The organism is Corynebacterium pacaense, assembly GCF_900169525.1.
Taxonomy (GTDB): domain Bacteria; phylum Actinomycetota; class Actinomycetes; order Mycobacteriales; family Mycobacteriaceae; genus Corynebacterium; species Corynebacterium pacaense.
Map to the genome: position 1 here is coordinate 1092026 of NZ_LT821239.1, position 21060 is coordinate 1113085.

Annotated in this window: 20 protein-coding genes and 2 tRNA genes; 13 read left to right on the top strand and 9 right to left on the bottom strand. The window is 63.1% G+C overall.

Going from position 1 to position 21060, the window contains the following annotated elements; all coding sequences use genetic code 11:
- Positions 1-22 precede the first annotated feature (22 nt).
- The gene (pepN, locus tag B7E02_RS05200; RefSeq protein WP_080793689.1) at positions 23-2611 is read right to left on the bottom strand and encodes an aminopeptidase N; all 2589 of its coding nucleotides are present in this window, start codon (positions 2609-2611) and stop codon (positions 23-25) included.
- Between the two features lie 171 nt (positions 2612-2782).
- On the opposite strand from pepN, the gene B7E02_RS05205 reads away from it, so the two are divergent.
- The 3 genes from B7E02_RS05205 (at position 2783) to B7E02_RS05215 (ending at position 4221) form a co-directional block, all read left to right on the top strand.
- Positions 2783-3403 (top strand): DsbA family protein, encoded by a 621-nt coding sequence (locus tag B7E02_RS05205; RefSeq protein ID WP_080793691.1) that lies wholly within the window; start codon positions 2783-2785, stop codon positions 3401-3403.
- A 15-nt stretch (positions 3404-3418) separates the two neighbouring features.
- Positions 3419-3655, top strand: coding sequence for a hypothetical protein (locus B7E02_RS05210; RefSeq protein WP_080793693.1), 237 nt, complete (start codon positions 3419-3421; stop codon positions 3653-3655).
- Positions 3656-3750: 95 nt separating this feature from the next.
- Positions 3751-4221 (top strand): ribose-5-phosphate isomerase, encoded by a 471-nt coding sequence (locus B7E02_RS05215; protein ID WP_080794445.1) that lies wholly within the window; start codon positions 3751-3753, stop codon positions 4219-4221.
- A 66-nt stretch (positions 4222-4287) separates the two neighbouring features.
- Here B7E02_RS05215 and B7E02_RS05220 read toward each other — a convergent pair whose 3' ends face one another.
- Both B7E02_RS05220 and B7E02_RS05225 read right to left on the bottom strand, forming a co-directional pair.
- A complete protein-coding gene (locus tag B7E02_RS05220; protein WP_080793695.1) occupies positions 4288-5133 on the bottom strand; it encodes a hypothetical protein in 846 nt (281 codons plus the stop codon).
- A 208-nt stretch (positions 5134-5341) separates the two neighbouring features.
- Entirely contained in the window at positions 5342-5578 is a 237-nt protein-coding gene (locus B7E02_RS05225) for a helix-turn-helix transcriptional regulator (RefSeq protein WP_080793697.1), read from the bottom strand.
- A gap of 393 nt (positions 5579-5971) precedes the next feature.
- Here B7E02_RS05225 and B7E02_RS05230 point away from each other — a divergent pair.
- From B7E02_RS05230 to B7E02_RS05250, 5 genes are all read left to right on the top strand, one after another.
- Positions 5972-6046: transfer RNA gene (locus B7E02_RS05230), tRNA-Gly, on the top strand.
- Positions 6047-6238: 192 nt separating this feature from the next.
- Positions 6239-6312: transfer RNA gene (locus tag B7E02_RS05235), tRNA-Pro, on the top strand.
- A 103-nt stretch (positions 6313-6415) separates the two neighbouring features.
- Entirely contained in the window at positions 6416-7774 is a 1359-nt protein-coding gene (gene tig / locus B7E02_RS05240; protein ID WP_080793699.1) for a trigger factor, read from the top strand.
- A 169-nt stretch (positions 7775-7943) separates the two neighbouring features.
- Positions 7944-8543: an ATP-dependent Clp protease proteolytic subunit gene (locus B7E02_RS05245; RefSeq protein WP_080793701.1), complete on the top strand. Its 600-nt coding sequence runs from the start codon at positions 7944-7946 to the stop codon at positions 8541-8543.
- 30 nt (positions 8544-8573) lie between these two features.
- Entirely contained in the window at positions 8574-9200 is a 627-nt protein-coding gene (locus B7E02_RS05250; RefSeq protein ID WP_080793703.1) for an ATP-dependent Clp protease proteolytic subunit, read from the top strand.
- Between the two features lie 47 nt (positions 9201-9247).
- Here B7E02_RS05250 and B7E02_RS05255 read toward each other — a convergent pair whose 3' ends face one another.
- Entirely contained in the window at positions 9248-10465 is a 1218-nt protein-coding gene (locus B7E02_RS05255) for an acetyl-CoA C-acetyltransferase (RefSeq protein ID WP_179129682.1), read from the bottom strand.
- A gap of 6 nt (positions 10466-10471) precedes the next feature.
- The gene (locus B7E02_RS05260) at positions 10472-11242 is read right to left on the bottom strand and encodes an IclR family transcriptional regulator domain-containing protein (protein WP_143336651.1); all 771 of its coding nucleotides are present in this window, start codon (positions 11240-11242) and stop codon (positions 10472-10474) included.
- A 28-nt stretch (positions 11243-11270) separates the two neighbouring features.
- Here B7E02_RS05260 and B7E02_RS05265 point away from each other — a divergent pair, with 28 nt between their 5' ends.
- The gene (locus B7E02_RS05265; RefSeq protein ID WP_080794447.1) at positions 11271-12014 is read left to right on the top strand and encodes a CoA transferase subunit A; all 744 of its coding nucleotides are present in this window, start codon (positions 11271-11273) and stop codon (positions 12012-12014) included.
- Positions 12014-12652, top strand: a complete 639-nt coding sequence (locus tag B7E02_RS05270; RefSeq protein WP_080793710.1) for a CoA transferase subunit B — start codon at positions 12014-12016, stop codon at positions 12650-12652. The genes B7E02_RS05265 and B7E02_RS05270 overlap by 1 nt, the downstream gene beginning before the upstream one ends.
- On the opposite strand, the gene B7E02_RS05275 is transcribed toward B7E02_RS05270, so the two are convergent.
- Positions 12621-13724, bottom strand: a complete 1104-nt coding sequence (locus tag B7E02_RS05275; RefSeq protein ID WP_080793711.1) for an SGNH/GDSL hydrolase family protein — start codon at positions 13722-13724, stop codon at positions 12621-12623. The two genes, B7E02_RS05270 and B7E02_RS05275, sit on opposite strands and share 32 nt — an antisense overlap.
- 129 nt (positions 13725-13853) lie before the next feature.
- On the opposite strand from B7E02_RS05275, the gene clpX reads away from it, so the two are divergent.
- Together clpX and B7E02_RS05285 are read left to right on the top strand one after the other, a co-directional pair.
- Complete coding sequence (gene clpX, locus B7E02_RS05280) at positions 13854-15131, top strand: ATP-dependent Clp protease ATP-binding subunit ClpX (RefSeq protein WP_080793713.1); 1278 nt, start codon at positions 13854-13856, stop codon at positions 15129-15131.
- On the top strand, positions 15132-16064 hold the full coding sequence (locus B7E02_RS05285) for an AEC family transporter (protein WP_080793715.1): 933 nt from the start codon (positions 15132-15134) through the stop codon (positions 16062-16064). It begins immediately after the preceding gene.
- Here B7E02_RS05285 and B7E02_RS05290 read toward each other — a convergent pair.
- Complete coding sequence (locus tag B7E02_RS05290) at positions 16061-16825, bottom strand: TetR/AcrR family transcriptional regulator (RefSeq protein WP_080793716.1); 765 nt, start codon at positions 16823-16825, stop codon at positions 16061-16063. The two genes, B7E02_RS05285 and B7E02_RS05290, sit on opposite strands and share 4 nt — an antisense overlap.
- Positions 16826-17230: 405 nt before the next feature.
- Here B7E02_RS05290 and B7E02_RS05295 point away from each other — a divergent pair, with 405 nt between their 5' ends.
- The gene (locus tag B7E02_RS05295) at positions 17231-18202 is read left to right on the top strand and encodes a malate dehydrogenase (RefSeq protein WP_080793718.1); all 972 of its coding nucleotides are present in this window, start codon (positions 17231-17233) and stop codon (positions 18200-18202) included.
- A gap of 563 nt (positions 18203-18765) precedes the next feature.
- Here the strand turns inward: B7E02_RS05295 and B7E02_RS05305 are convergent.
- The gene (locus tag B7E02_RS05305) at positions 18766-19437 is read right to left on the bottom strand and encodes a MerR family transcriptional regulator (protein WP_080793722.1); all 672 of its coding nucleotides are present in this window, start codon (positions 19435-19437) and stop codon (positions 18766-18768) included.
- Between the two features lie 44 nt (positions 19438-19481).
- Positions 19482-20930: an Hsp70 family protein gene (locus B7E02_RS05310; RefSeq protein ID WP_080793724.1), complete on the bottom strand. Its 1449-nt coding sequence runs from the start codon at positions 20928-20930 to the stop codon at positions 19482-19484.
- Between the last annotated feature and the right edge of the window lie 130 nt (positions 20931-21060).

A 21060-nucleotide genomic window follows, 5' to 3' on the forward strand; every position in this document is an offset into this window, starting at 1 on the left:
GGTTTACGGCCGCGGTGGGTGCTCAGCTGGCGTCGACCCTGCGCAGGCGCAGGGCGCGGGCCACGCGATCGCGTTCCTCGCTGACGATACGTGCCAGCCCGGTCGCGTGATCCCGGCTGAGGAAGAGATCGGCGCGCTCGAGTCCCGCGGCTGAGATGTCCCACGAGGGGTAGATGCCGGTGAGCGTGCGCAGCGCCATCTCACCGGAGAAGTCCGCCCACACCCCATCGGCGATCTCGAAGAAGCGCTCATTGAAGGGCTGGAGGAGCTCCCCCGACCCGGTGAAGGTCAGTCCCTCGATCTTGTGGCGCGACTCCAGGTTGCTGAGGCGATTGTCCAGGGCCGTGACCTCGGCGTAGACGGTGGCCTTCACCTCGGCGGTGGGAATCGCGGCGAGGGCGCGCAGCGAGGCCACGTATGAGGAGGAGGACCTGTCCCTGATGAGTTCCTCGGCGACGGCATCCTCGGGATCATCGATGTCCCCGTGGGCGATCAGGGCGGTCAGTGCCCACCAGCGCAGGTCGGAATCGACGGTGAGGCCGTCGATCCGGCCGTCGAGAAGCTGACGGAAGAACTCGGCCGCGGCGTCGTTGAGCCTGACCTTCGCCAGAGCCTGGATGAAAGCGAGCTGGGTGTCCGAATCGGGTTCGGCCTCCCGCGCACCGTCGAGAAGGGCGGTGGCGAGAAGATCGTTTCCCTTTGTCCGTGCCCATTCCGGGTCGGCGTAGTTGCGTACCGCGGAGGCGGCCTGCATGAGGATGCGCTCCAGCACCGCGATCTCGGTCTCGGCGCGGGCACCGCGGGCGACCAGCGCCACGAAGTCCCGGGCCTTCATCTCGCCCCCGCGGGTCATCTCCCAGGCCGCGGACCATGCCAGTGTTCGCGGCATGGGATCGGCGAAGCGGTCGATGTTGCTGACGATGAACTCCAGGGAGTCACCATCGAGACCGAGGAGCGCATAGGTCAGATCATCGTCGTTGACCAGAACGAAATCCGCCTGCTCGACACCGACGAGCTCGGCGATGCTTGTCGACGTCCCCTCCACGTCCACCTCGACGCGGTGCGTGCGGGTGACGGTGGCGTCGGCAAGCGTGTAGAGACCCACCGCGATGCGGTGGGTGCGCAGGACCTCGCCCTCCTGCACGACGGCGAAATCGGTGTACCGACCGTCACTGACCTGGAAACGCGCCGAGAGGGTGTTGATGCCCGTGGTCTTGAGCCACTGATCCGCCCAGTTGGACAGGTCACGTCCCGATGAGGCCTCGAGGGCGGACAGCAGATCGTCGAAGGTGGCGTTCCCCCAGGCGTGCCCGGCGAAATGGCGGCGGACCCCGGCCAGGAACTCCTCACGGCCGACGTAGGCCTGCAGCTGCTTGAGTACGGAGGCCCCCTTGGCGTAGGTGATGCCGTCGAAGTTCTGATCGACGGTCTCGATATCGTAGCCGTCGGAGAACACCGGGTGTGTGGAGGGCAGCTGGTCCTGCTGGTACGCCCAGGACTTCTCCACGTTTGCGAAGGTCACCCAGGCGGTGTCGTACTCCGTCTCCTCCGCCTGGGAGATGGCCGCGGACCAGGTGGCGAAGGACTCATTGAGCCACAGATCATCCCACCACTGCATGGTCACCAGATCGCCGAACCACATGTGCGCAAGCTCGTGGAGGACGGTGTCCGCGCGGCGCTCATAGCGGTAGCGTGTCGCCTTCGAGGAGAAGATGTATTCATCCCGGATCGTGACGGCACCCGCGTTCTCCATGGCCCCGGCGTTGAACTCCGGGACGAAGATCTGGTCGTACTTACCGAAGGGGTACGCGACCCCGAAGTTGCGGTGGTACCAGTCGAAGCCCTGTTTGGTCTCGGTGAACAGGCGCTCCGCGTCAAGGTGGGGGGCGAGGGAGCGACGGCAGTAGATCCCCAGCGGAACCGTGAGATCGGTGGGCTGATCGGAGGGGGTCTCGGGGTGGTGGTGGAGCGTGCCCGACCAGGTGTCGACGATCTCGTGGTAGGGACCCGCGCACACCGCCACCAGGTACGTGGACAGGGGATAGTCGATGCGGGAGACGTGGGTGTCAAAATCTGGATTCTGGGAGGAGACGGTCTGCTCCGCATTCGAGATCACCCTCCACCCCTTCGGTGTCCGGATCGACAGGTCGTAGGTGGCCTTCAGATCAGGCTGATCGAAGCAGGCGAACATCCGCTTCGCGTCGGCGGTTTCGAACTGGGTGTAGAGGTAGATCTCATTGTCTGCCGGATCGACGAAGCGGTGCAGGCCCTCTCCGGTGCGCGAATAGGGGATGGTCGCCGCGACCCGCAGCGTGTGCTGGCCGATGGTCAGACCCTCCAGGAGCAGTCCCGGGGTGTCGTCATATCCATCGGTACCGAGGGTCACAGCCGCATCGCGGATGCTCTCATTGTCCAGCCGCACCTCGTCGACGGTGGCGGCGCGGAGGTCGATGAAGGTGTCCCCCTGCTCCCTGACGGTGAAGGTGGCAACGGTGGTTGAACTGAAGAACTCCTCTCCCATGGTCAGATCCAGGGAGACGTTGTAGTTGTCCACCTTCAGCATCTGTGAGCGTTGCGCGGCTTCCTGCCTGGTGAGGTTGGTTGATGTCATCTGAAGCTCCTTGATGCGGGGGTGTTGTGGACGAGATTCCCTCCGGCCCGGGGCGCCTTACCCCTCCGGAATGAGTTTCTTCGATGACACCCACGATAGTTCCGGCCTACGCTGGAGTGCCACGTAGCATCGGCTATGAGTTCGGTACGGAGAAGAGAAAGAGAACAAGCAATGCCCGAAAAGGTAACACTCTGGTTTGATACCACCTGCCCCTTCTGCTGGGTCACCTCGCGATGGATCAAGGAGGTGGAGAAGGTGCGGGATGTCACCGTCTCCCTGATCCCGATGAGCCTCGCGGTGCTCAATGAGGGCCGGGATCTTCCCGAGTCCTATGCGGAGCGAATGAAATCAGCGTGGGGGCCGGCACGCGTGTTCGCGGCGGTAGCCACCGAGCACCCGGAGAAGCTCGACGCCCTCTACACCGCCATGGGAACCCGACTGCACAATGACGGGCGCGCCCGGGACGCCGTGGGCTACGGCGCGAACAACGCCGTGATCGAGGAGTCGCTCGCGGAGGTCGGACTGGACGCATCACTCGCGGCGGTCGCCGACACCGATGAATGGGACGGGGCGCTCAGGGCGTTCCATCAGAGCGCCATGGATGAGGTCGGCGATGACGTGGGCACCCCCGTGATCAAGTTCGGGGACACCGCCTTCTTCGGTCCCGTGCTCACCAGGATCCCGCGTGGGGAGGAGGCCGGAGAGATTTTCGATGGCGCCATCAAGCTCGCCGCCTACCCCTTTTTCTTTGAGATCAAGCGGTCTCGTACCGAGAATCCGCAGTTCGACTAGGCAGGAGGAGCGACCGTGCTCAGCACCACCATCACCGCGTGCATAATCGCCCTTCTCGGAGGTGCGGCGGCCTACTACAGCTGGAATGACAACCGGACGTTGTCGCTGATAGTGGCGGTAGTCGCGACCCTCTCCGCCGCCGTGGCCGTGGTCGCGGCGTTCCTCGGGGCCGTGATCATGATCTTCCGGCTCATTCCGCTGCTTCTCCTGTTCGGACTGCTGTGGCTGCTGTGGAGGAGGTTCGCTGATTAGGTTCCGGCGGCGGTGATGGTGGAAATCGGGTCCCCACCCCCGAAATCACTTAACTGGTGATGGAGGTGGTGCCCGAACCCGTTAGACTTGACTCCATGCGCGTATACCTTGGAGCTGACCACGCTGGATTCGAGACCAAAAATGCAATCGCTGAGCACCTGAAGGCCCACGGCCATGAGGTGATCGACTGCGGTGCCCACACCTACGACCCGGACGATGATTACCCGGCCTTCTGCATCGAGGCGGCAAGTCGCACGGTCAACGATCCGGGGTCGCTCGGCATCGTGCTGGGTGGTTCGGGCAACGGTGAGCAGATCGCGGCGAACAAGGTGAAGGGGGCGCGCTGCGCTCTCGCCTGGTCCGTGGAAACGGCCCGCCTGGCACGGGAACACAACAACGCCAATCTCATCGGCATCGGTGGCAGGATGCACTCCACCGAGGAGGCACTCGAGATCGTGGACGCCTTCCTCGATCAGGAGTGGAGCAACGCCGAACGTCACCAGCGCCGTATTGATATCCTCTCGGATTATGAACGCACCGGGGTCGCTCCGGTTGTCCCCAGCTAGATATCACAAAAAGGGGAAAAGGGCAGTTCGGTTGAACTGCCCTTTTCCCCTTTGGTGCACCGTGATCTAGAAGTCGAAGTCGAAGCCGCCACCGTCGAAGAAGCCGCCACCGTCCCCGCCACCGTCACCACCGAAGAATCCGCCGCCGTCGCCGCCTGCGTCCCCCATGTCGCCGCCTGCGTCCCCCATGTCGCCGCCGTCTCCCATGTCGCCGCCGCCGTCACCGCCGTCACCGGCGGCTCCGAGTCCATCCTCATAGCCCTGCCCGTACCCGTCCTCGAATTCCTGACCGGAGTAGCCGACGCCGGCCATCCCGTTGAAGAGTGCGGAGAACATGAACACCGATCCCGCGGTCCAGATTCCGGTGCGCAGGGCGGATGCCCACCACGGCTCGGAATACCAGCCGGCGGGAACCGGCCTGCCCGCGACGTTGCCACCGGGGTAGTAGTTCGGGGTCTCATCGGTGGCAACCGGGGATGCGGTGATTGTGCGACCGTCCTGGTCGATGGTGCGCTTTTCCGAGACGCGTCCGGCGTTGCGCTGTCCCTCCAGCGGAGGAAGCTCGGGACCCGCGGGCATACCCATGATCTCGCGGGCGGCGTTCATATAGTGCAGGCCCTCGAGTGCGGATTCCCGGGCGAGCTCCGCCTGGCGTTTGGTGGTCGCGGTGCCGATCTGCGAGGAGGCGGCGGTGTATCTTTCGGATGCATCCGCGATGGCCTGGGTGGAGGCGGCGTCGCTGCCTGCGAGGGTGAGCACCTGGGAGCTCAGCCGTTCGATCCAGCGCCGGGCATCGGCCTGGGCGTCCTCGAACTCCCGCTCCTCCCGTTTCTTGTTGTTGCCCCCGGAGATCCGGCTGGCGATGAACACGCCACCACCGATGACGATGGCGATCAGAAGTAGGCCTTCCACAGTTTCTTCAACTCACTCAACAGTGTCGCGTACCGGAACGAGATTCCGGCCTCATTTGTAATGTCAAGCATTCAACGGTCATGGAGGATTCAAAGTTCCCTGGGAGCGATCCGTGGCATGGGGAGAAGAAAAACCGGTGGCCCCCCAGTTCGGAGGGCCACCGGTTCAAACTTAAGGAAATATAAGAAAATCTCAGGACTAGGCTCTCTTAGAGAGCTCCCACTGAGGTTAGCCCCTTGTTTCCCGCTGCCCTCTCCTCGACCCATTCCCTGATGTTCTGTGAATCCCAGAGTGTGAGGCCGTGGAGTTTGGATACGGGCTTCGGTGCACGTCCGCGGCCGGCGTAGCTGGTAAAAGTGCCGCGGGCGGTGCCTGAGAAAGCTGCGCACTCGATGGCGGTCCAGAGCTCTCTTCCTGTTTCTTCATCGATGATCTTTGGCTTCATGCATGCTAGGTTACGTGAGAATACCAACAGCTGTCGAAAAGGCACTTAATAAAATGTGTGCAAACCGGTGTACGGCCCCATTATCCCGGGAAAAATTGTATTTAATGAGCGTGACCACTGTATATATGTGAACGTTTATTAATAGCGTGGCGGGCGGTTTGGCTGCGGTTTTTGGTTCGGCGTCGGAGTCGCAGGGCGGTAGCTTAAAATTAATTAGTAAAACTTTAACAGTTGACCGGAAGGTGTTCGGACCGCTTCGAACTGCCCCGTCGATGGGGGGCGAATGCCGGCGTGGCTCCGGTTCCCGGATCGGTGGTGTGGCCAGCGAATTTTTCAAAGTCGGGGGCGTCAGCTAACATGTTGATGCAGCGGCCAGCAGGCACGGGCCGCAAGGGGAATGTCGTATAATGGCTATTACCTCAGCCTTCCAAGCTGATGACGCGGGTTCGATTCCCGTCATTCCCTCCATTGCTTCGCGGGGTCCGTTTCACACGGGCCCCGCGTTTTTCTTTTCCGGGTCCAGGGGGAGGGATTGGGTGCGGGGACGTGGATGTAGACTCTGCAACTACGGGCATGCGGAACGAATCCGGCAGGGTGGTTTAACACCATCCGAAGGTTGTGTTGTAGTATCAACCCGGTTCGTTGTGAACAAAAGAATATCGGGGCGTGGCGCAGCTTGGTAGCGCACCTGCTTTGGGAGCAGGGGGTCGCAGGTTCAAATCCTGTCGCCCCGACTTGAGTACAAGCCCGGTTTCGGACGATTGACATCGGCCGGGACCGGGCTTGTTTCAGAACCTGACCTATTTTCAACCCCCGATCATTCCAGGAGATTTACTCGTGAAGAGTTCCGTCGAGCAGCTGAGCGAAACCCGTGCAAAAATCACCGTTGAGGTATCGTTCGACGACCTCAAGCCGGAGATCGACCAGGCCTACGCCGCTCTCGCGCAGCAGGTTCAGATCCCCGGTTTCCGCAAAGGTAAAGCTCCGCGTCAGCTGATTGACGCCCGCTTCGGCCGCGGCCCGGTGCTCGAGCAGGTTGTCAATGACATGCTGCCCAACCGCTACGCGGAGGCCATTGAGGAAAACAACATCAAGGCCATCGGTCAGCCCGAGGTTGAGGTCACCCGAATTGAGGACGGGGATCTGGTCGAGTTCACCGCCGAGGTCGATGTCCGTCCCGAGATCGAGCTTCCGGACTTCGCCGAGATCTCCGTTAAGGTCCCCGCGGTCCAGATCGACGATGAGGCGATCGACGCCGAGCTGGAGACCCTGCGGTCCCGCTTCAGCACCCTCAAGGATCACAACCACAAGCTGAAGAAGGGTGAGTTCGCCACCATCAACCTCAGTGCCTCCGTCAACGGCGAAAAGATCGATGAGGCGACCACCGAGGGGCTGTCCTACGAGGTCGGTTCCGGCGATCTGATCGACGGCCTGGACAAGGTCCTGGTCGGGATGAAGACCGGTGAGTCCGCCGAGTTCACCACCACCCTCGCCGGTGGCGATCACAAGGACGAGGAGGCGACGGTCACCGTCGAGGTCACCGCGACCAAGCAGCGCGAGCTCCCCGAGCTCGATGACGAGTTCGCCCAGATGGCCTCGGAGTTCGACACCATCGAGGAGCTGCGCGAGTCCGCGGCCAAGGACGTCGAGGCCCGTGTGAAGAATGAGCAGGCCTCCAGCATCCGCGACGAGGCTCTCAAGGCTGCACTGGAGAAGGTCACCTTCGCGCTGCCGGAGTCCATCGTCACCGAGCAGGTCCATTCCCAGCTGCACCAGCTGCTCGGCCAGCTCGCACATGATGAGGCCGCGCTGACCTCCGCCCTGGAGGCTCAGGGCACCACCCGTGAGGAGTTCGACGCGGAGAACCGTGCGAACGCCGAGACCGCCGTTCGCACACAGCTCTTCCTGGATGCACTCGCCGAGGCCGAGGAGCCCCAGGTGTCCCAGCAGGAGCTGACCGATCACATTCTGTTCACCGCACAGAGCTATGGGATGGACCCGAACCAGTTCATCTCGCAGCTGCAGGAGTCCGGTCAGATCGCGAACCTGTTCTCCGACGTGCGCCGTGGCAAGGCACTGGCACAGGCCATCTGCCGTGTCAGCGTCACGGATTCCGAGGGCAATGAGGTAGATGCCTCCGTCTACTTCGGTGATGATGACTCGGATGACTCCGAGGACGGCACCGACGAGGCATAAGCCTTCCCCGTCCGGCCCGGCAACGTCTGTTGCCGGGCCTTTGCCATGCTCACACGCTTTTCGACGCTGATAGCGAACAGAAGCGGTGCGGCGGAAATACGCGGGTAGTCTGGTGACATTGAACCTGATGGAACCTGATTGAACAAGAATATAGGAGTTGAATTTTTTCATGAGCGACATTCAGATGAACTCCGGCGGAGCGGGGCTCAACCTCGGAGATTCCGTCTATGAGCGACTTCTGCGCGAGCGCATCATCTTCCTGGGTACCCAGGTCGACGATGAGATCGCCAACCGCCTCTGCGCCCAGATCCTGCTGCTGTCCGCCGAGGACCCCACCAGGGACATCTCCCTGTACATTAACTCCCCCGGTGGTTCGGTGACCGCGGGCATGGCCATCTACGACACCATGAAGTACGCTCCCTGCGATGTCGCCACCTACGGCATGGGCCTGGCGGCGTCGATGGGGCAGTTCCTGCTCTCCGGTGGCACCCGGGGCAAGCGTTTCGCGCTGCCCCACGCCCGCATCATGATGCACCAGCCTTCCGCGGGTGTCGGTGGCACCGCCGCGGACATCGCGATTCAGGCGGAGCAGTTCGCGCAGACCAAGCGGGAGATGGCCGAGCTTATTGCGGAGCACACCGGCCAGACCTTCGAGCAGGTGACCCTCGACTCCGACCGTGACCGCTGGTTCACGGCCCAGCAGGCGAAGGATTATGGAATCGTCGATCACGTCATCGAGCACGCCACCGGCGGCTCGGTGGGTAATTAAGGCACACGAGAACTAGAAGGAGATATTTCAATGAGCAACGGATTTCAGATGCCTTCGTCGCGTTACGTGCTGCCGTCTTTCATCGAGCAGTCCGCGTACGGGACCAAGGAGACCAACCCCTATGCGAAGCTGTTCGAGGAGCGCATCATCTTCCTGGGAACCCAGGTCGATGACACCTCCGCCAACGATGTGATGGCGCAGCTTCTCGTCCTTGAGGGCATGGACCCCGATCGTGACATCACCATGTACATCAACTCTCCCGGTGGTTCCTTCACCGCGCTGATGGCGATCTACGACACCATGCAGTATGTGCGCCCGGATGTGCAGACGGTCTGCCTCGGGCAGGCCGCCTCCGCGGCTGCGGTGCTGCTGGCGGCAGGTGCACCGGGTAAGCGCGCGGCCCTGCCGAATGCGCGTGTCCTCATCCACCAGCCCGCAACGCAGGGGACCCAGGGCCAGGTCTCCGATCTGGAGATCCAGGCCCGCGAGATCGAGCGCATGCGCAAGTTGATGGAGAACACCCTCGCCTTCCACACCGGCAAGACCGCGGAGCAGATCCGGATCGACACCGACCGTGACAAGATCCTCACCGCCGCGGAGGCGGTGGAGTACGGGATCATCGATTCGGTCTTCGATTACCGCAAGCTGAGCCGCTAGGGTTCACACGGGGAAGGGGCGGAGGTGGGAACCTCCGCCCCTTCCCTTTATTCCGCCGGCTCCCCCTCCACCACCGCGGCCAGTCCCTGGCCACCGCCGATGCACATGGTTGCCAGCCCCAGCCGTGCATTCTCGCGCTGCATGCGGTGGGTCAGGGTGACCAGCATCCGGGCTCCGGTGGCGCCGACGGGATGGCCGAGGGAGATCCCGGAACCCTGCGGGTTCAGACGGGGATCCTCCGCGTCGATGCCCCATTCCTCCAGCACCGCCAGGGTCTGCGCGGCGAAGGCCTCGTTGAGCTCGAAGGCGTCGATGTCGCCGAGACTGAGCCCGAGGCGTCCGAGCACCTTCCTCGTCGCCGGAACCGGCCCGATGCCCATCGTCTCCGGATCGACCCCGGCCACGGCCCAGCCGCGCAGCGTGGCCACGGGGTGGAGTCCGAGTTCGACGGCCCTCTGACGGGTGGTCACGATCACCGCGGCGGCACCGTCGTTTTGCGTCGATGCGTTCCCCGCGGTCACCGTGCCGCCCAGCACCGGACGCAGTGAAGAGAGCTTCTCGACGCTGGTGCCCTCACGGGGCCCCTCATCCACGGTGACCACGGTCGCCTCAGCGCCCCTGCGGGCCGGGGGCACGGTGACCGGTACGATCTCGGCGTCGAAAAGCCCGCTTTTCGTTGCCGCGACGGCACGCTGCTGGGATGCTGCGGCGAGCCGATCCTGCCGCTCCCGGCTGATCCCGAACTGCTTCTGCAGGTTTTCCGCAGTTTCGATCATCCCACCGGGGATGGGATGGTTGCAGCCGCCAGCTGTCTCCCTGGCCTCGGTCAGCCGGTCGCGCAGCGCCAGGTCACCGGCGCGGACTCCCCAGCGGATATCGCTGCTGACCGTGAACTCGGTGCGTGACATCGATTCCGCACCGCCGGCGATGATCAGGTCCGCGGCGCCCGCGGTGATGTGGGCGGCGGCCGTGACGATCGCCTGCAGCCCGGAACCGCAGCGCCGGTCGAGCTGCATGCCGGGCACCGTGGCGCCGAGCAGCGAGTTGAGCGCAACGACGCGCCCGAGCGCCGGTGCGCTACCGTTCGGCCCGCCCTGGCCGAGGATGAGATCGTCGACGTCCGCCGGACGCAGTCCGCTTCTTTCGACGATCGCATTGACCACGGCGGTGGCCAGGTCCTCGACGGGGACGGACCGGAACACACCGCCGAAACGGCCGACGGGTGTGCGCAGCGGTGAGCAGATGACAATGTCCATTGTGTGAATCCTTCTTCAATAGGAGGCAGCGAGATCGGCCGAAATCGCGTGTGCGGTGGTGATCAGGTGGGGGAGGAAATCATCGAGGATCTCCCCGACGGTGTGGGAGGCGGACTGGGTGGACAGGTTGATCGCCGCTACGGTCCGGCCACCGCCGTCGACCACGGGTGCCGCGAGGGAACGCAGGCCGGGTTCCAGCTCCTGATCCACCAGCGCCCAGCCGCGTTCCCGCGTGGCCGTGATCTCCTCCAGCACCGATGGCGGGGTGCCCAGTGCGCCGAGCTCATCATCGCCGAGCCCGGCGAGCAGGACGCGGCCCATGGAGGTGGTGAAGGCGGGGAAGCGTGTGCCTATGGTGATATTGACGGTCATGATGCGGCGCACCGGAACCCTGCAAACATAGGTGATCTCCGTGCCGTCGAGGACCGACATGGAGCTGGATTCCCCGACGTCCCGGGACAGCAGTTCCAGCCGGGGCTGGGCGATGGCGGGCAGCGTGAGCGCCGAGAGGTAGCTCGATCCCAGCTCGAGAACCCTGGGGGTGAGCTGAAAATGCGGGCCCGTGGACACCGCGTAGCCGAGCTCGACGAGGGTGTGGAGGAAACGTCTGGCGGTGGCACGTGAGAGATCGGTGGCCGCTGCGACCTCGGAGAGCGTCTGGGCCGGCGAGCCGGCGCTGAAGCTGCGGATCACCGACAGCCCCCGTGCGAAGGACTGGACGAAATCTGATGACGGTTCATTCACGGGCGCCGACCCCTTCTGTTCGCTATGCGAACTCTTGTACATCTAGTGAACTCAGGTTAGCATGTTCCCCATGATTGACAAGACCTATTCATCCACGGCCGCAGCGGTGGCCGATATCCCCGACGGTTCCTCCATCGCCGTTGGTGGATTCGGCCTCGTGGGCATCCCGACCCTCCTGATCAACGCGTTGCGCGAGCAGGGGGCGGGCGATCTGACGATCATCTCCAACAACTGCGGAACCGACGGCCACGGCCTCGGCCTGCTCCTGGAGGCCGGCCGCATCTCAAAGACGATCGGCTCCTACATCGGTTCGAACAGGGAGTATGCACGTCGCTACCTGGAGGGGGAACTCACAGTCGAGTTCACCCCGCAGGGCACCCTGGCCGAGCGCATGCGCGCGGGCGGGGCTGGTATCCCCGCCTTCTACACCACCGCGGGGGTGGGGACGCAGGTGGCCGAGGGCGGACTGCCGCAGCGCTACAACACCGACGGATCCGTGGCGATCGTGTCCGAGCCGAAGGAGACCCGCGAGTTCGACGGGCAGCTCTATGTGATGGAGGAGGGGATCCGCGCGGACTACGCACTGGTCCACGCTCACACGGCCGATCGCTTCGGGAACCTGGTCTTCTACAAAACCGCCCGCAACTTCAACCCGGATGCCGCCATGTGCGGTGCCGTCACCGTCGTCCAGGCAGAGCATCTCGTCGATGAGATAGACCCGGATGACATCCATCTTCCGGGCATCCACGTCAACCGCGTGGTCCATGTCGGGCCGCAGGAAACAGGAATCGAGAACAGGACGGTGTCGAGCTGATGCCCTGGGATCACAATCAGATGGCGGCCAGGGTCGCCAGGGAACTCCGCGACGGACAGTACGTCAACCTCGGCATCGGCATGCCCACGCTGATACCCGGACATCTTCCGGACGGACTCGAGGTGATCCTGCACTCGGAGAACGGGGTCCTCGGGGTCGGCCCCTATCCGACCGAGGAGCAGCTCGACCCGGAGCTGATCAACGCGGGGAAGGAAACAATCACCGTCAATCCGGGCGCCTCCTACTTCAGCTCCTCGGACTCCTTCGCCATGATCCGTTCCAGGTCCGTCGACGTCGCTGTCCTGGGTGTCATGGAGGTTTCCCGGTACGGCGACCTGGCGAACTGGATGATCCCGGGCAAACTGGTCAAGGGCATGGGCGGCGCGATGGATCTGGTGCACGGGGCCGAGAGGATCATCGCCATGACCGATCACGTCACGAGAAAGGGAGCACCCAAGATCCTGCGCGAGTGTCGCCTCCCGCTGACCGGGGCGAGGTGCGTGGACATGATTGTCACCACGCACGCGGTATTCGACGTGGATCCGGTCGAGGGTCTCACCCTCATCGAGTGCGCCGAAGGCGTCAGCGTCGAGGAGCTGCGGGATATCACCGAGGCTGATTTCCGAACCGTGCGATGAGGCGCTGCGCGATCAGCGCATGCGAGGCCTCGTCCGGGTGCAGGTTATCCGGCAGCGGGGCATCGCCCCGCGTATACAGGCTTGAACCATCGATGTAGCTCAGATTCAGGTCCCCGCGCCTGTCCACGTATTCCTCCAACACCTCACGCACCGTCTCCAGGGTCAGGCGGCCAAGGTCATCCGGTTCACCTGTGGCAATGAACCTGATCTGTCCACTGCCGAAAGAGGAGGTGTCAAAGGCGCCTGGACCAGGGGTGCGCTCATGGATGGGGCAGTGGAACGGGGAGATGATCGTGATGGGTGTGGTCGGGTGGCCGTCCCTGATGGTGCTGAGAAAACCATCGACGGCAGCCTCCAGACCACGGCGGCGCATCACGTCACCGTTGACAATGTTGATTCCGATCTCGAGGGTGATCAGATCCGCCGGGCTGTCCCTCAGCAGTCTGGCCATGAATGGATCGAGCATCGCGCTGCCTCCGAAGCCGAGGTTGCGCAGGTTAAGGTCCCGGCTCCGTGCGAAAAGGGCCGGCCATGTCATTGAGGGGGATGCGGCGTTTGATCCCTGGCTGATGGAGCTTCCGTAGTTGATCCACACCGGGCGGGTATCCGTGACTGTGCGCAGTGGGGCGTCGCCGTCCAGGGAGATGATCTCGATTTCCTCATTGTGCGGCAGCCAGAACTCCACCAGCTTCTCCGCATCTGAAAGACCGTCCACGGTGGTGACCTGGGGCTCTCCGAGGTGCCGCTCCGTGGCGCCCGTGATGAAATTGATCTCCGTGGTCTCGCCCCCGGAGGTCGGTCCGGACAGCGCGGGGGAGCCGTCGACAAGCACATCGATCCTGCCGCCCGGCCTTCCTGAATCCAGGTAGACCACCCTGGTGGAAAACGTGCGGAGGGTGATGCTCGTCGCGGTGGTGCGGCAGACGACACGCACGCCCGACGGCTGGCGTTCCATCGAGCTAAACTGGGAATCGCAAAAGCGTTCCACCAATTCACTATTGAGCCTGTGCGGGCGAAGGCCCCTGTCGGTGGTCTCGATCTCGGTTGCACCGTGGACAAATTCGGGATTCATTGGTCAGAGAGTACCGCTTCGCGGAGTCGAGGGCGGAAACGCTAGGATGGAACAACCCATTACCAATGTTGTTGGTTAGAGTTGTACGCAGTAAATCTTTTCAATCGTGGAAGCGGGTCTCACAGTCTCATGGCACGTATGCAGGAAAGCGCCGATCTGCTCAAATGTTCCTTCTGTGGGAAGAGTCAGAAGCAGGTTAAAAAACTCATCGCCGGTGGTGCCGTCTATATCTGTGACGAGTGCATCGAACTGTGCAATGAGATCATCGAGGAGGAACTCGGTCAGGCACAGGAGCAGGAGGAGCAGGCAAATGAGCTCCCCAAGCCCTCTCAGATCTCCGCATTCCTGGACAAGTACGTCATCGGTCAGGATCAGGCCAAGCGCATCCTCTCGGTGGCCGTGTACAACCACTACAAGCGCCTCCGTGTCCAGGAATCGATCGGCCGACGCCGCAAGACCGACGAGGACACCGAACTGATCAAATCCAACATCCTTATGCTCGGGCCCACCGGTTCCGGAAAGACCTACCTCGCCCAGACCCTGGCGAAGCTGCTCGACGTCCCCTTCGCCATCGCGGACGCCACCTCCTTGACCGAGGCCGGATACGTGGGCGAGGATGTGGAGAACATCCTGCTCAAGCTGCTCCAGGCCGCCGACTTCGACGTCGAACGGGCCCAGCGGGGGATCATCTACATCGACGAGGTGGACAAGATCTCCCGGAAGTCGGAGAACCCCTCGATCACCCGCGACGTCTCCGGGGAGGGTGTGCAGCAGGCACTGCTGAAGATTCTCGAGGGCACGGTCGCCGCCATTCCCCCGCAGGGAGGGCGCAAGCACCCGAACCAGGATTTCATCCAGCTCGACACCACCAACATCCTCTTCATCGTCGCCGGAGCCTTCTCCGGACTGGAGAAGGTGATCGGGGATCGCCAGGGGTCAAAGGGCCTGGGCTTCGGCGTGGACGTGGCCTCCAAGAAGGATGCCGATGTGGTGGATATCTTCAAGGATGTCCGTCCCGAGGATCTGGTGAAGTTCGGTCTCATCCCCGAGTTCATCGGTCGGCTTCCGGTGGTGGCCACGGTGACCAACCTCGATCAGCATTCGCTGGTGAAGGTGCTCACCGAGCCGAGGAACTCCCTGGTCAAGCAGTACGAGCGTCTTTTCGAGATGGACGATGCCACCCTGACCTTCACCGAGGACGCACTCGAAGCCATCGCCGATCAGGCGCTGGAGCGCAAGACCGGTGCCCGCGGGCTGCGTGCCATCCTCGAGGAGATCCTGGTGCCGATCATGTATGACATTCCCGATCGCGAAGATGTCGCAGAGGTGATCATCAATGCGGACGTGGCCAACGGTAAGGCGGAGCCGGAGCTGATCCTGCGCCCTGCTGAGGAAAAAACCGCCTAGATGCAGGGTGTGCTCACCGGCTTTGCCATCATTTTCGCGGTGATTGCGACCGGTTACCTTCTCGCGCGCACCGGAGTGATCAACGGGGACCGCGAGAGGCTGGTGCTCAACCGGATCGCCTTCTACGCCGCCACCCCGGCACTGCTGTTCACCGTGGTCGCCGAATCCGACCCGGCCCAGCTGCTGTCCCCCGTGATCGTGGTGTCATTTCTTGCCACCCTGCTCACCGCGGCTGTCTACTGCGTGGTCTCCGTACTGTTCTTCCGCGCCGACCTGCCCCGAACGGCGATCGGCGCCGCAGCCTCGGCCTATGTCAACTCCAACAACATCGGCCTGCCGGTGTCCATGTACGTTCTCGGCACCGGAGCCTATGTCGCGCCGGTCCTGGTGATGCAGATGGTTGTTTTTGCACCGCTGATCCTGGCGGCCCTCACCTCCGGTGGGCAGGGGCGGTCGCGGGCGTCGAAAAGCTGGGGTGCACTCAAGGGATCACTGTTGAGCCCGATCGTGCTCGGCTCCATCGCGGGTCTGTTTGTCTGCCTCAGTGGCGTGCGTCTGCCCGCGGTCGTGATGGAACCCGCCGGTATCCTCGGTGGCGCCTCCATTCCCCTGATCCTGATCAGCTTCGGGGCATCGCTGCCGGCGACGAGGGTGCTGACCTCCAGAGCCGATCGCGCCGGGGTCCTCACCGCCACCGGCATCAAGATCGCGGTCATGCCGGTGCTCGCATGGCTGATCGGACTGGGGGCGGGACTCAGTGGAGATCAGCTCTACGCGGCGGTGATCCTCGCCGCACTGCCCACGGCGCAGAATGTGTACAACTATGCTGCGACCTATCGCAAGGGTGAGATACTCGCGCGGGACACGGTGTTCCTGTCAACCTTCCTCGCGCTGCTCAGCATGCTGGCGATCGCGCTGGTGTTCGGGCGCTAGGACTCGAAGAGATCGGTATCGAAGCCGTAGACGGCATCGGTCGAGGCGGATTCGGTGTCATCGGTGTCCTGCGTGAGATAGCTCGCCGAACCGTTGTTGGGCAGATTCGCGGTGAGGAAGGCCAGGACGGTGTCTACCACCATGCGCTTCATCCCCGCCGTGTTCGCATCACTGGTCAGGTCCACACCGTGGAGGTTGAGCAGCGTGGATCGGTTGGAGAGACGGAAGTAGCCGAGGGAGGAGATGAGAACCAGTACATCCTCCGCGGAGATTCCCGGGCGGAACGCCCGGGCGTCCTGGCCGAGCATGAGCAGCTTATCCAGGTTCAGCAGCACATTGGAGTGATCGTTGAGAGCCGCGGAGCCCTCCACCCCGGCGAAACCGTGGAGATTCTCCATCAGCAGCATGCGCACGGCATCGGGGTGGCTGATGATCTGGTTGTACACGGCCTCGACGATCTTGCGCACACCCTCGACCGGGACCGCGGAATCGAGCTGCATGGACTCCGCTGTGGGGCGGAGCTGCTTGAGCGCGTAGGTCAGGGTGGCGATGTAGAGACCCTTCTTGTCACCGAAGTGATAGTGGATCATGCGTTTGGACATCCCCGACGCCCTGGCGATCTTCTCGAGCTTGGCATCGTTGAAGCCCTGGTGGGCGAAGAATTCGAGAGCGGTGACAACGACATCTTCGGGGGTGGCAGTATGGGTTTCCCCGCCATCGCCGGAGACCGGAGTGTCTGACTCGAGGTCGGAAGGAGCCATGAGTGAGAACGATCCTTTCAATTGGCGGGGAAAACGACGCTTCGGGGGCGGTTCTACCGGGTTGGGATGCGATGACAATCGTGTCGGGGGCGGAGTGAAAAAGGTAACATCTTGCGAACCAATCCAACATACACTAACAAAGAGTGCCCGATATCCTGAGTAAATGCTTGGATATCGAATCCCCTCCGGCCCGCCCCTGATGTTTCCGCAGGAAACGGGTACATGATTCCACCCGTCGGGGGTAGTCTTTGCTGTCACTGTGCAGCACACGGGCATCCCGTAAACGGTGGAAGGTTGGGCCGTGCGTGGATACGATGGGGGACAAAGTGATGCTCGCTGCAGGATACGGGTTGAAGTCGGCCGCATTACTTTCATGTTGGACACCACCCCCCGAGAGGAACGTTGATGAACTCCCCGAAAAAGATTGCCGTTACCGGAGCCGCCGGACAGATTGCCTATTCACTTCTCTGGCGCATCGCCAACGGCGATGTCTACGGGGCGGATACCGCGATCGAGCTGAGCCTCCTGGAGATCCCCGAGGCCGTCGGTGCAACCCAGGGTGTGGCCATGGAGCTCTCCGACTCGGCCTTCCCGCTGCTGAAGAACATCACCATCACCTCCGATGCCAATGAGGCCTTCGACGGCGTCAACGCGGCCTTCCTGGTCGGAGCGAAGCCCCGCGGCAAGGGCGAGGAGCGGGCGGCGCTGCTGGCCAACAACGGCAAGATCTTCGGCCCCCAGGGCCGGGCCATCAACGATCACGCCGCGGACGACGTCCGGGTACTGGTGGTGGGCAACCCCGCCAACACCAACGCACTGATCGCCGCCTCGGCGGCCCCCGATGTCCCGGCCTCACGCTTCAACGCGATGATGCGTCTGGATCACAACCGTGCGATCTCCCAGCTGGCGGACAAGCTCGGTAGGGACTCCGTGGACTTTGAAAATGTGGTCGTGTGGGGAAACCACTCCGCCACCCAGTTCCCCGACATCACCTACGCCACCGTCGGGGGCAAGAAGGTAGCGGACCTGGTGGACCACGACTGGTACCTCAACGAGTTCATTCCGCGCGTGGCCAAGCGTGGCGCGGAGATCATCGAGGTGCGCGGCAAGTCCTCCGCGGCCTCCGCGGCCTCCTCCGCGGTCGATCACATGCGCGACTGGATCCGGGGCACCTCGAAGTGGTCCTCTGCGGCCATCGCCTCCACCGGCGCCTACGGCATCCCCGAGGGCATCATCATCGGTCTGCCCACGGTCTCCCGCAACGGGGAGTGGGAGGTCGTCGAGGGCCTTGACATCAGCGATGCCCAGCGGAAGCGTATCGACGCCAACGTCGCGGAACTCCAGGAGGAGCGCGCGGCCGTCAGCGACCTGCTGTAAGTAACACCGGGTTATCCAACCAAACCCTCGCCCGTTCCACCCGTTGGGTTGGGGGTTTGCGCCATGGCCCGGCGAACCCCGTTGCCTCAGTGGGGATGCAGCGAATGGTCACATTGGTCCCTTCTGGGATTCCCATCATCAGCGTTCCATCTGAAATGCTATGTGACTCTCGGTCGAAGGCGAGGTCGATGGTAGCGCTGAGGATCTCATCATTGCGCAGAACGAGCACCTGCCTCCGCCCGCTCCGGAGAATCAGGTGGGTGTCGGTGAGAAGGTGCGGATAGACGGCTCGACGCAGTAAGAGCGACCATACCCAACACAGTGAGTACAGGGACAGAACAAGGAGGATCGCCCTTATCCGCCAAGAGTCGACCAGGAGCTCCACCGCTCCCACCTCGATGGCTGTGGCCGCTGTCAGCGCAATGGGGGTGCTTAAGAGCCCCTGGTTGCGGTAAGTGCTGTGCTTCCCTGCGGAACATCGGTCAAGCCCCGCAGCCCCTTCCAGAGGTCGGCGAACATATCGATCTCGGCATGCACAGTTTTCCCGGCTAAGGCAACAGGGTTCATAGCATTCTCCGAAGAAGTGCCGCCTGGGAACGCGATACCGCCAAATCCTCTATGGTCAACGGCATGGTCCCCTTCGCCAAGGGGACATCGGCAAGGTATCCCAGGGGAGCCAACTGCAGATACTCTGTTATAAGTGCATCCTCCGAGGTTGATTCTAGTAGTTTCCAGATGCGGAGGCTACGCAGTGTTGCATCGATGGACTTAAGTGACTGCAGATTTCCCCGGATGCGTTCCCAGCTTTCATGTGTCGTCACATCGGATAGCGCCATGAGTTGGAGCATGGATAGCTCCTGCCTGATCAAATCTGCGATGTCCTCGTTGTGCTCGGCTAATTCCACGAAGATCCGCGCGATATCCGTTGGTACACCCATCGTGGTGGTCATGAGTTGGCGCAGCCGGTCCCGTTGAACCGTCAGCTTCTCGATCTTCTCCCCCAGCGAATCCAAGGCATCGCGAAGAGCAGAGGGGGATCGGTCTCCTGTAGCGGAGAGTGGCACCCCCGCCTGAACCAGGGCCCGTATCCGGAGGGTCTCGAGGATATCGTCCACTGTGTACTCGCGGTAGCCGGATCCCGTGCGCCGCGGTTCCGGTAGTGCCCCCACCTCGTGATAGTGCCTGATCGCCCTGACGGAGCAGTGTGCTGCTCGGGCGAGTTCACCGATTCTCATACTTCGAATTATCAACCCTCACGCCGCGTAAGAGTCAAGAGGTCCTACCCGGTGTGTTCCACCGTGACCCCGCCCTCCACCGAGATCCTGATCGAGGCGATGCCGTCGGCGTCGACGGTGATGGTCTCCTCGACCTCCGGCCCGTCATAGCTGGCGATCGGAACATCAACATCACTGATCGAGGGGTCGAAGGGGACCTTCACCTCCGCCAGCAGTGAGATATCGCCGGGAAAGCCCTCGGCATCATCGATGGCGGAGTACTCGACGAAACGGAACCAGCCGATGTTGTGGGCGGCCCGGTAGCGACGGGTGACCTCCACGGGACCGCTGGTGTTCGGGGGGATCAGCGGATCGAAGCTGACCGACTTTCCGCCGTCCTGCTCGCGGAACACACCGATGCCCCGCGACAGCCTGTCGCGCAGGTGGAACCCGGAGGTCGGGTCCGCGGCGATGGCCAGGCCCACCGCGGTGGAACTGGCGGGGTAGGGCGAGCGATGGACCCGGTGGCCGAAGCGTTCTCTCAACATCCGGGGGACCAGCGGCAGGGAGGAGGCGCCGCCGACGAGGTAGATCCCGGCGATGTCGGATTCCCGCAGGTCCTCGCCGACAAGCGGACTCATTGCCTCCAGTGTGCGTTCCACCAGGGGTGTCGCAGCCTCGTAGAAGGTGGTGACAGGGAGGGTGACATCGGCGTCGTTAAGCATCAGCAGGATGCGCCGTGACTGCGGAACCAGCGCCTCCTTGGCGGTGCGCGCCTCGTCGAGGAGGGTGCGTTTCGCGCGGGCGCCGAAGGCGTCGTGGGTGCGGCCGGAGGCCCGGAGGGCGCAGGTGGCGAGGATCTCATCGAAATCGTCTCCGCCCAGTCGTGAGATCCCGAGCGAGCCGAGCACCTCGTGGTGTTTGCCGTCGACACGGATCAGGGAGGCGTCGAAGGTTCCGCCGCCGAGATCGTAGACGATGATGGACTGGCGTTTCGAGTTCAGGGTGCGCGCATGCCGGTGCGTGTACTCGAAGGCCGCGGCGCTGGGTTCATTGACCAGACCCAGGACTGTGGCGCCCGCCTCCGAGAAGGCGGAGAGGGTGAGCAGGCGTTGGGCGCTGTGGGCGTTGGCGGGGACCCCGAGGACGACCTCGGGGACGGAACTGTCGCCGAGGTCGCGCTGGTAGGACTCGAGAATCCGGAGGACATGGCGGGCGAAGGCTCTCAGAATCTCTCCCAGCGGTCGCGTCTCGCCCCCCAGTTTGACGGGCGTGAGAGCCGTGACGGCCCGGTCGCTCATCACCCGTTTGAAGGAACGCGTCAGCGTCGGATTGTCCGGGCGTTTCATGGCATCCCACCCCGCGACGATCTGGCCGTCCTCCAGGGCAACCACCGAGGGGATGAATTCGTGGGAGTCGCCGAGAGAATCCTCGACGTTCACGGTCGGGTAATTGCCGCGGTCCACCGCTGCCGCGATGGTGCGCGTCGTTCCTACATCGATGCCGAATCGCATGGTCTTGACCCTAGCAGCATTTCCGGTGGCTGCAGGTCTGGGAAACGGGGAGTCACGGAGGAATAATCCGATCCTGGGTGGGAGAGGGTGAAACGGTCGGTTCCGGGGCAACTGCCGCAGTCCGTGCGCG

Bases quoted from the DNA above. Each gene is read 5' to 3' on its own strand.
- pepN (WP_080793689.1), bottom strand. From the start codon at position 2,611: ATGACATCAACCAACCTCACCAGGCAGGAAGCCGCGCAACGCTCACAG.
- B7E02_RS05205 (WP_080793691.1), top strand. From the start codon at position 2,783: ATGCCCGAAAAGGTAACACTCTGGTTTGATACCACCTGCCCCTTCTGC.
- B7E02_RS05215 (WP_080794445.1), top strand. From the start codon at position 3,751: ATGCGCGTATACCTTGGAGCTGACCACGCTGGATTCGAGACCAAAAAT.
- B7E02_RS05225 (WP_080793697.1), bottom strand. From the start codon at position 5,578: ATGAAGCCAAAGATCATCGATGAAGAAACAGGAAGAGAGCTCTGGACC.
- B7E02_RS05245 (WP_080793701.1), top strand. From the start codon at position 7,944: ATGAGCGACATTCAGATGAACTCCGGCGGAGCGGGGCTCAACCTCGGA.
- B7E02_RS05250 (WP_080793703.1), top strand. From the start codon at position 8,574: ATGAGCAACGGATTTCAGATGCCTTCGTCGCGTTACGTGCTGCCGTCT.
- B7E02_RS05260 (WP_143336651.1), bottom strand. From the start codon at position 11,242: ATGTACAAGAGTTCGCATAGCGAACAGAAGGGGTCGGCGCCCGTGAAT.
- B7E02_RS05265 (WP_080794447.1), top strand. From the start codon at position 11,271: ATGATTGACAAGACCTATTCATCCACGGCCGCAGCGGTGGCCGATATC.
- B7E02_RS05270 (WP_080793710.1), top strand. From the start codon at position 12,014: ATGCCCTGGGATCACAATCAGATGGCGGCCAGGGTCGCCAGGGAACTC.
- B7E02_RS05275 (WP_080793711.1), bottom strand. From the start codon at position 13,724: ATGAATCCCGAATTTGTCCACGGTGCAACCGAGATCGAGACCACCGAC.
- clpX (WP_080793713.1), top strand. From the start codon at position 13,854: ATGGCACGTATGCAGGAAAGCGCCGATCTGCTCAAATGTTCCTTCTGT.
- B7E02_RS05285 (WP_080793715.1), top strand. From the start codon at position 15,132: ATGCAGGGTGTGCTCACCGGCTTTGCCATCATTTTCGCGGTGATTGCG.
- B7E02_RS05290 (WP_080793716.1), bottom strand. From the start codon at position 16,825: ATGGCTCCTTCCGACCTCGAGTCAGACACTCCGGTCTCCGGCGATGGC.
- B7E02_RS05295 (WP_080793718.1), top strand. From the start codon at position 17,231: ATGAACTCCCCGAAAAAGATTGCCGTTACCGGAGCCGCCGGACAGATT.
- B7E02_RS05305 (WP_080793722.1), bottom strand. From the start codon at position 19,437: ATGAGAATCGGTGAACTCGCCCGAGCAGCACACTGCTCCGTCAGGGCG.
- B7E02_RS05310 (WP_080793724.1), bottom strand. From the start codon at position 20,930: ATGCGATTCGGCATCGATGTAGGAACGACGCGCACCATCGCGGCAGCG.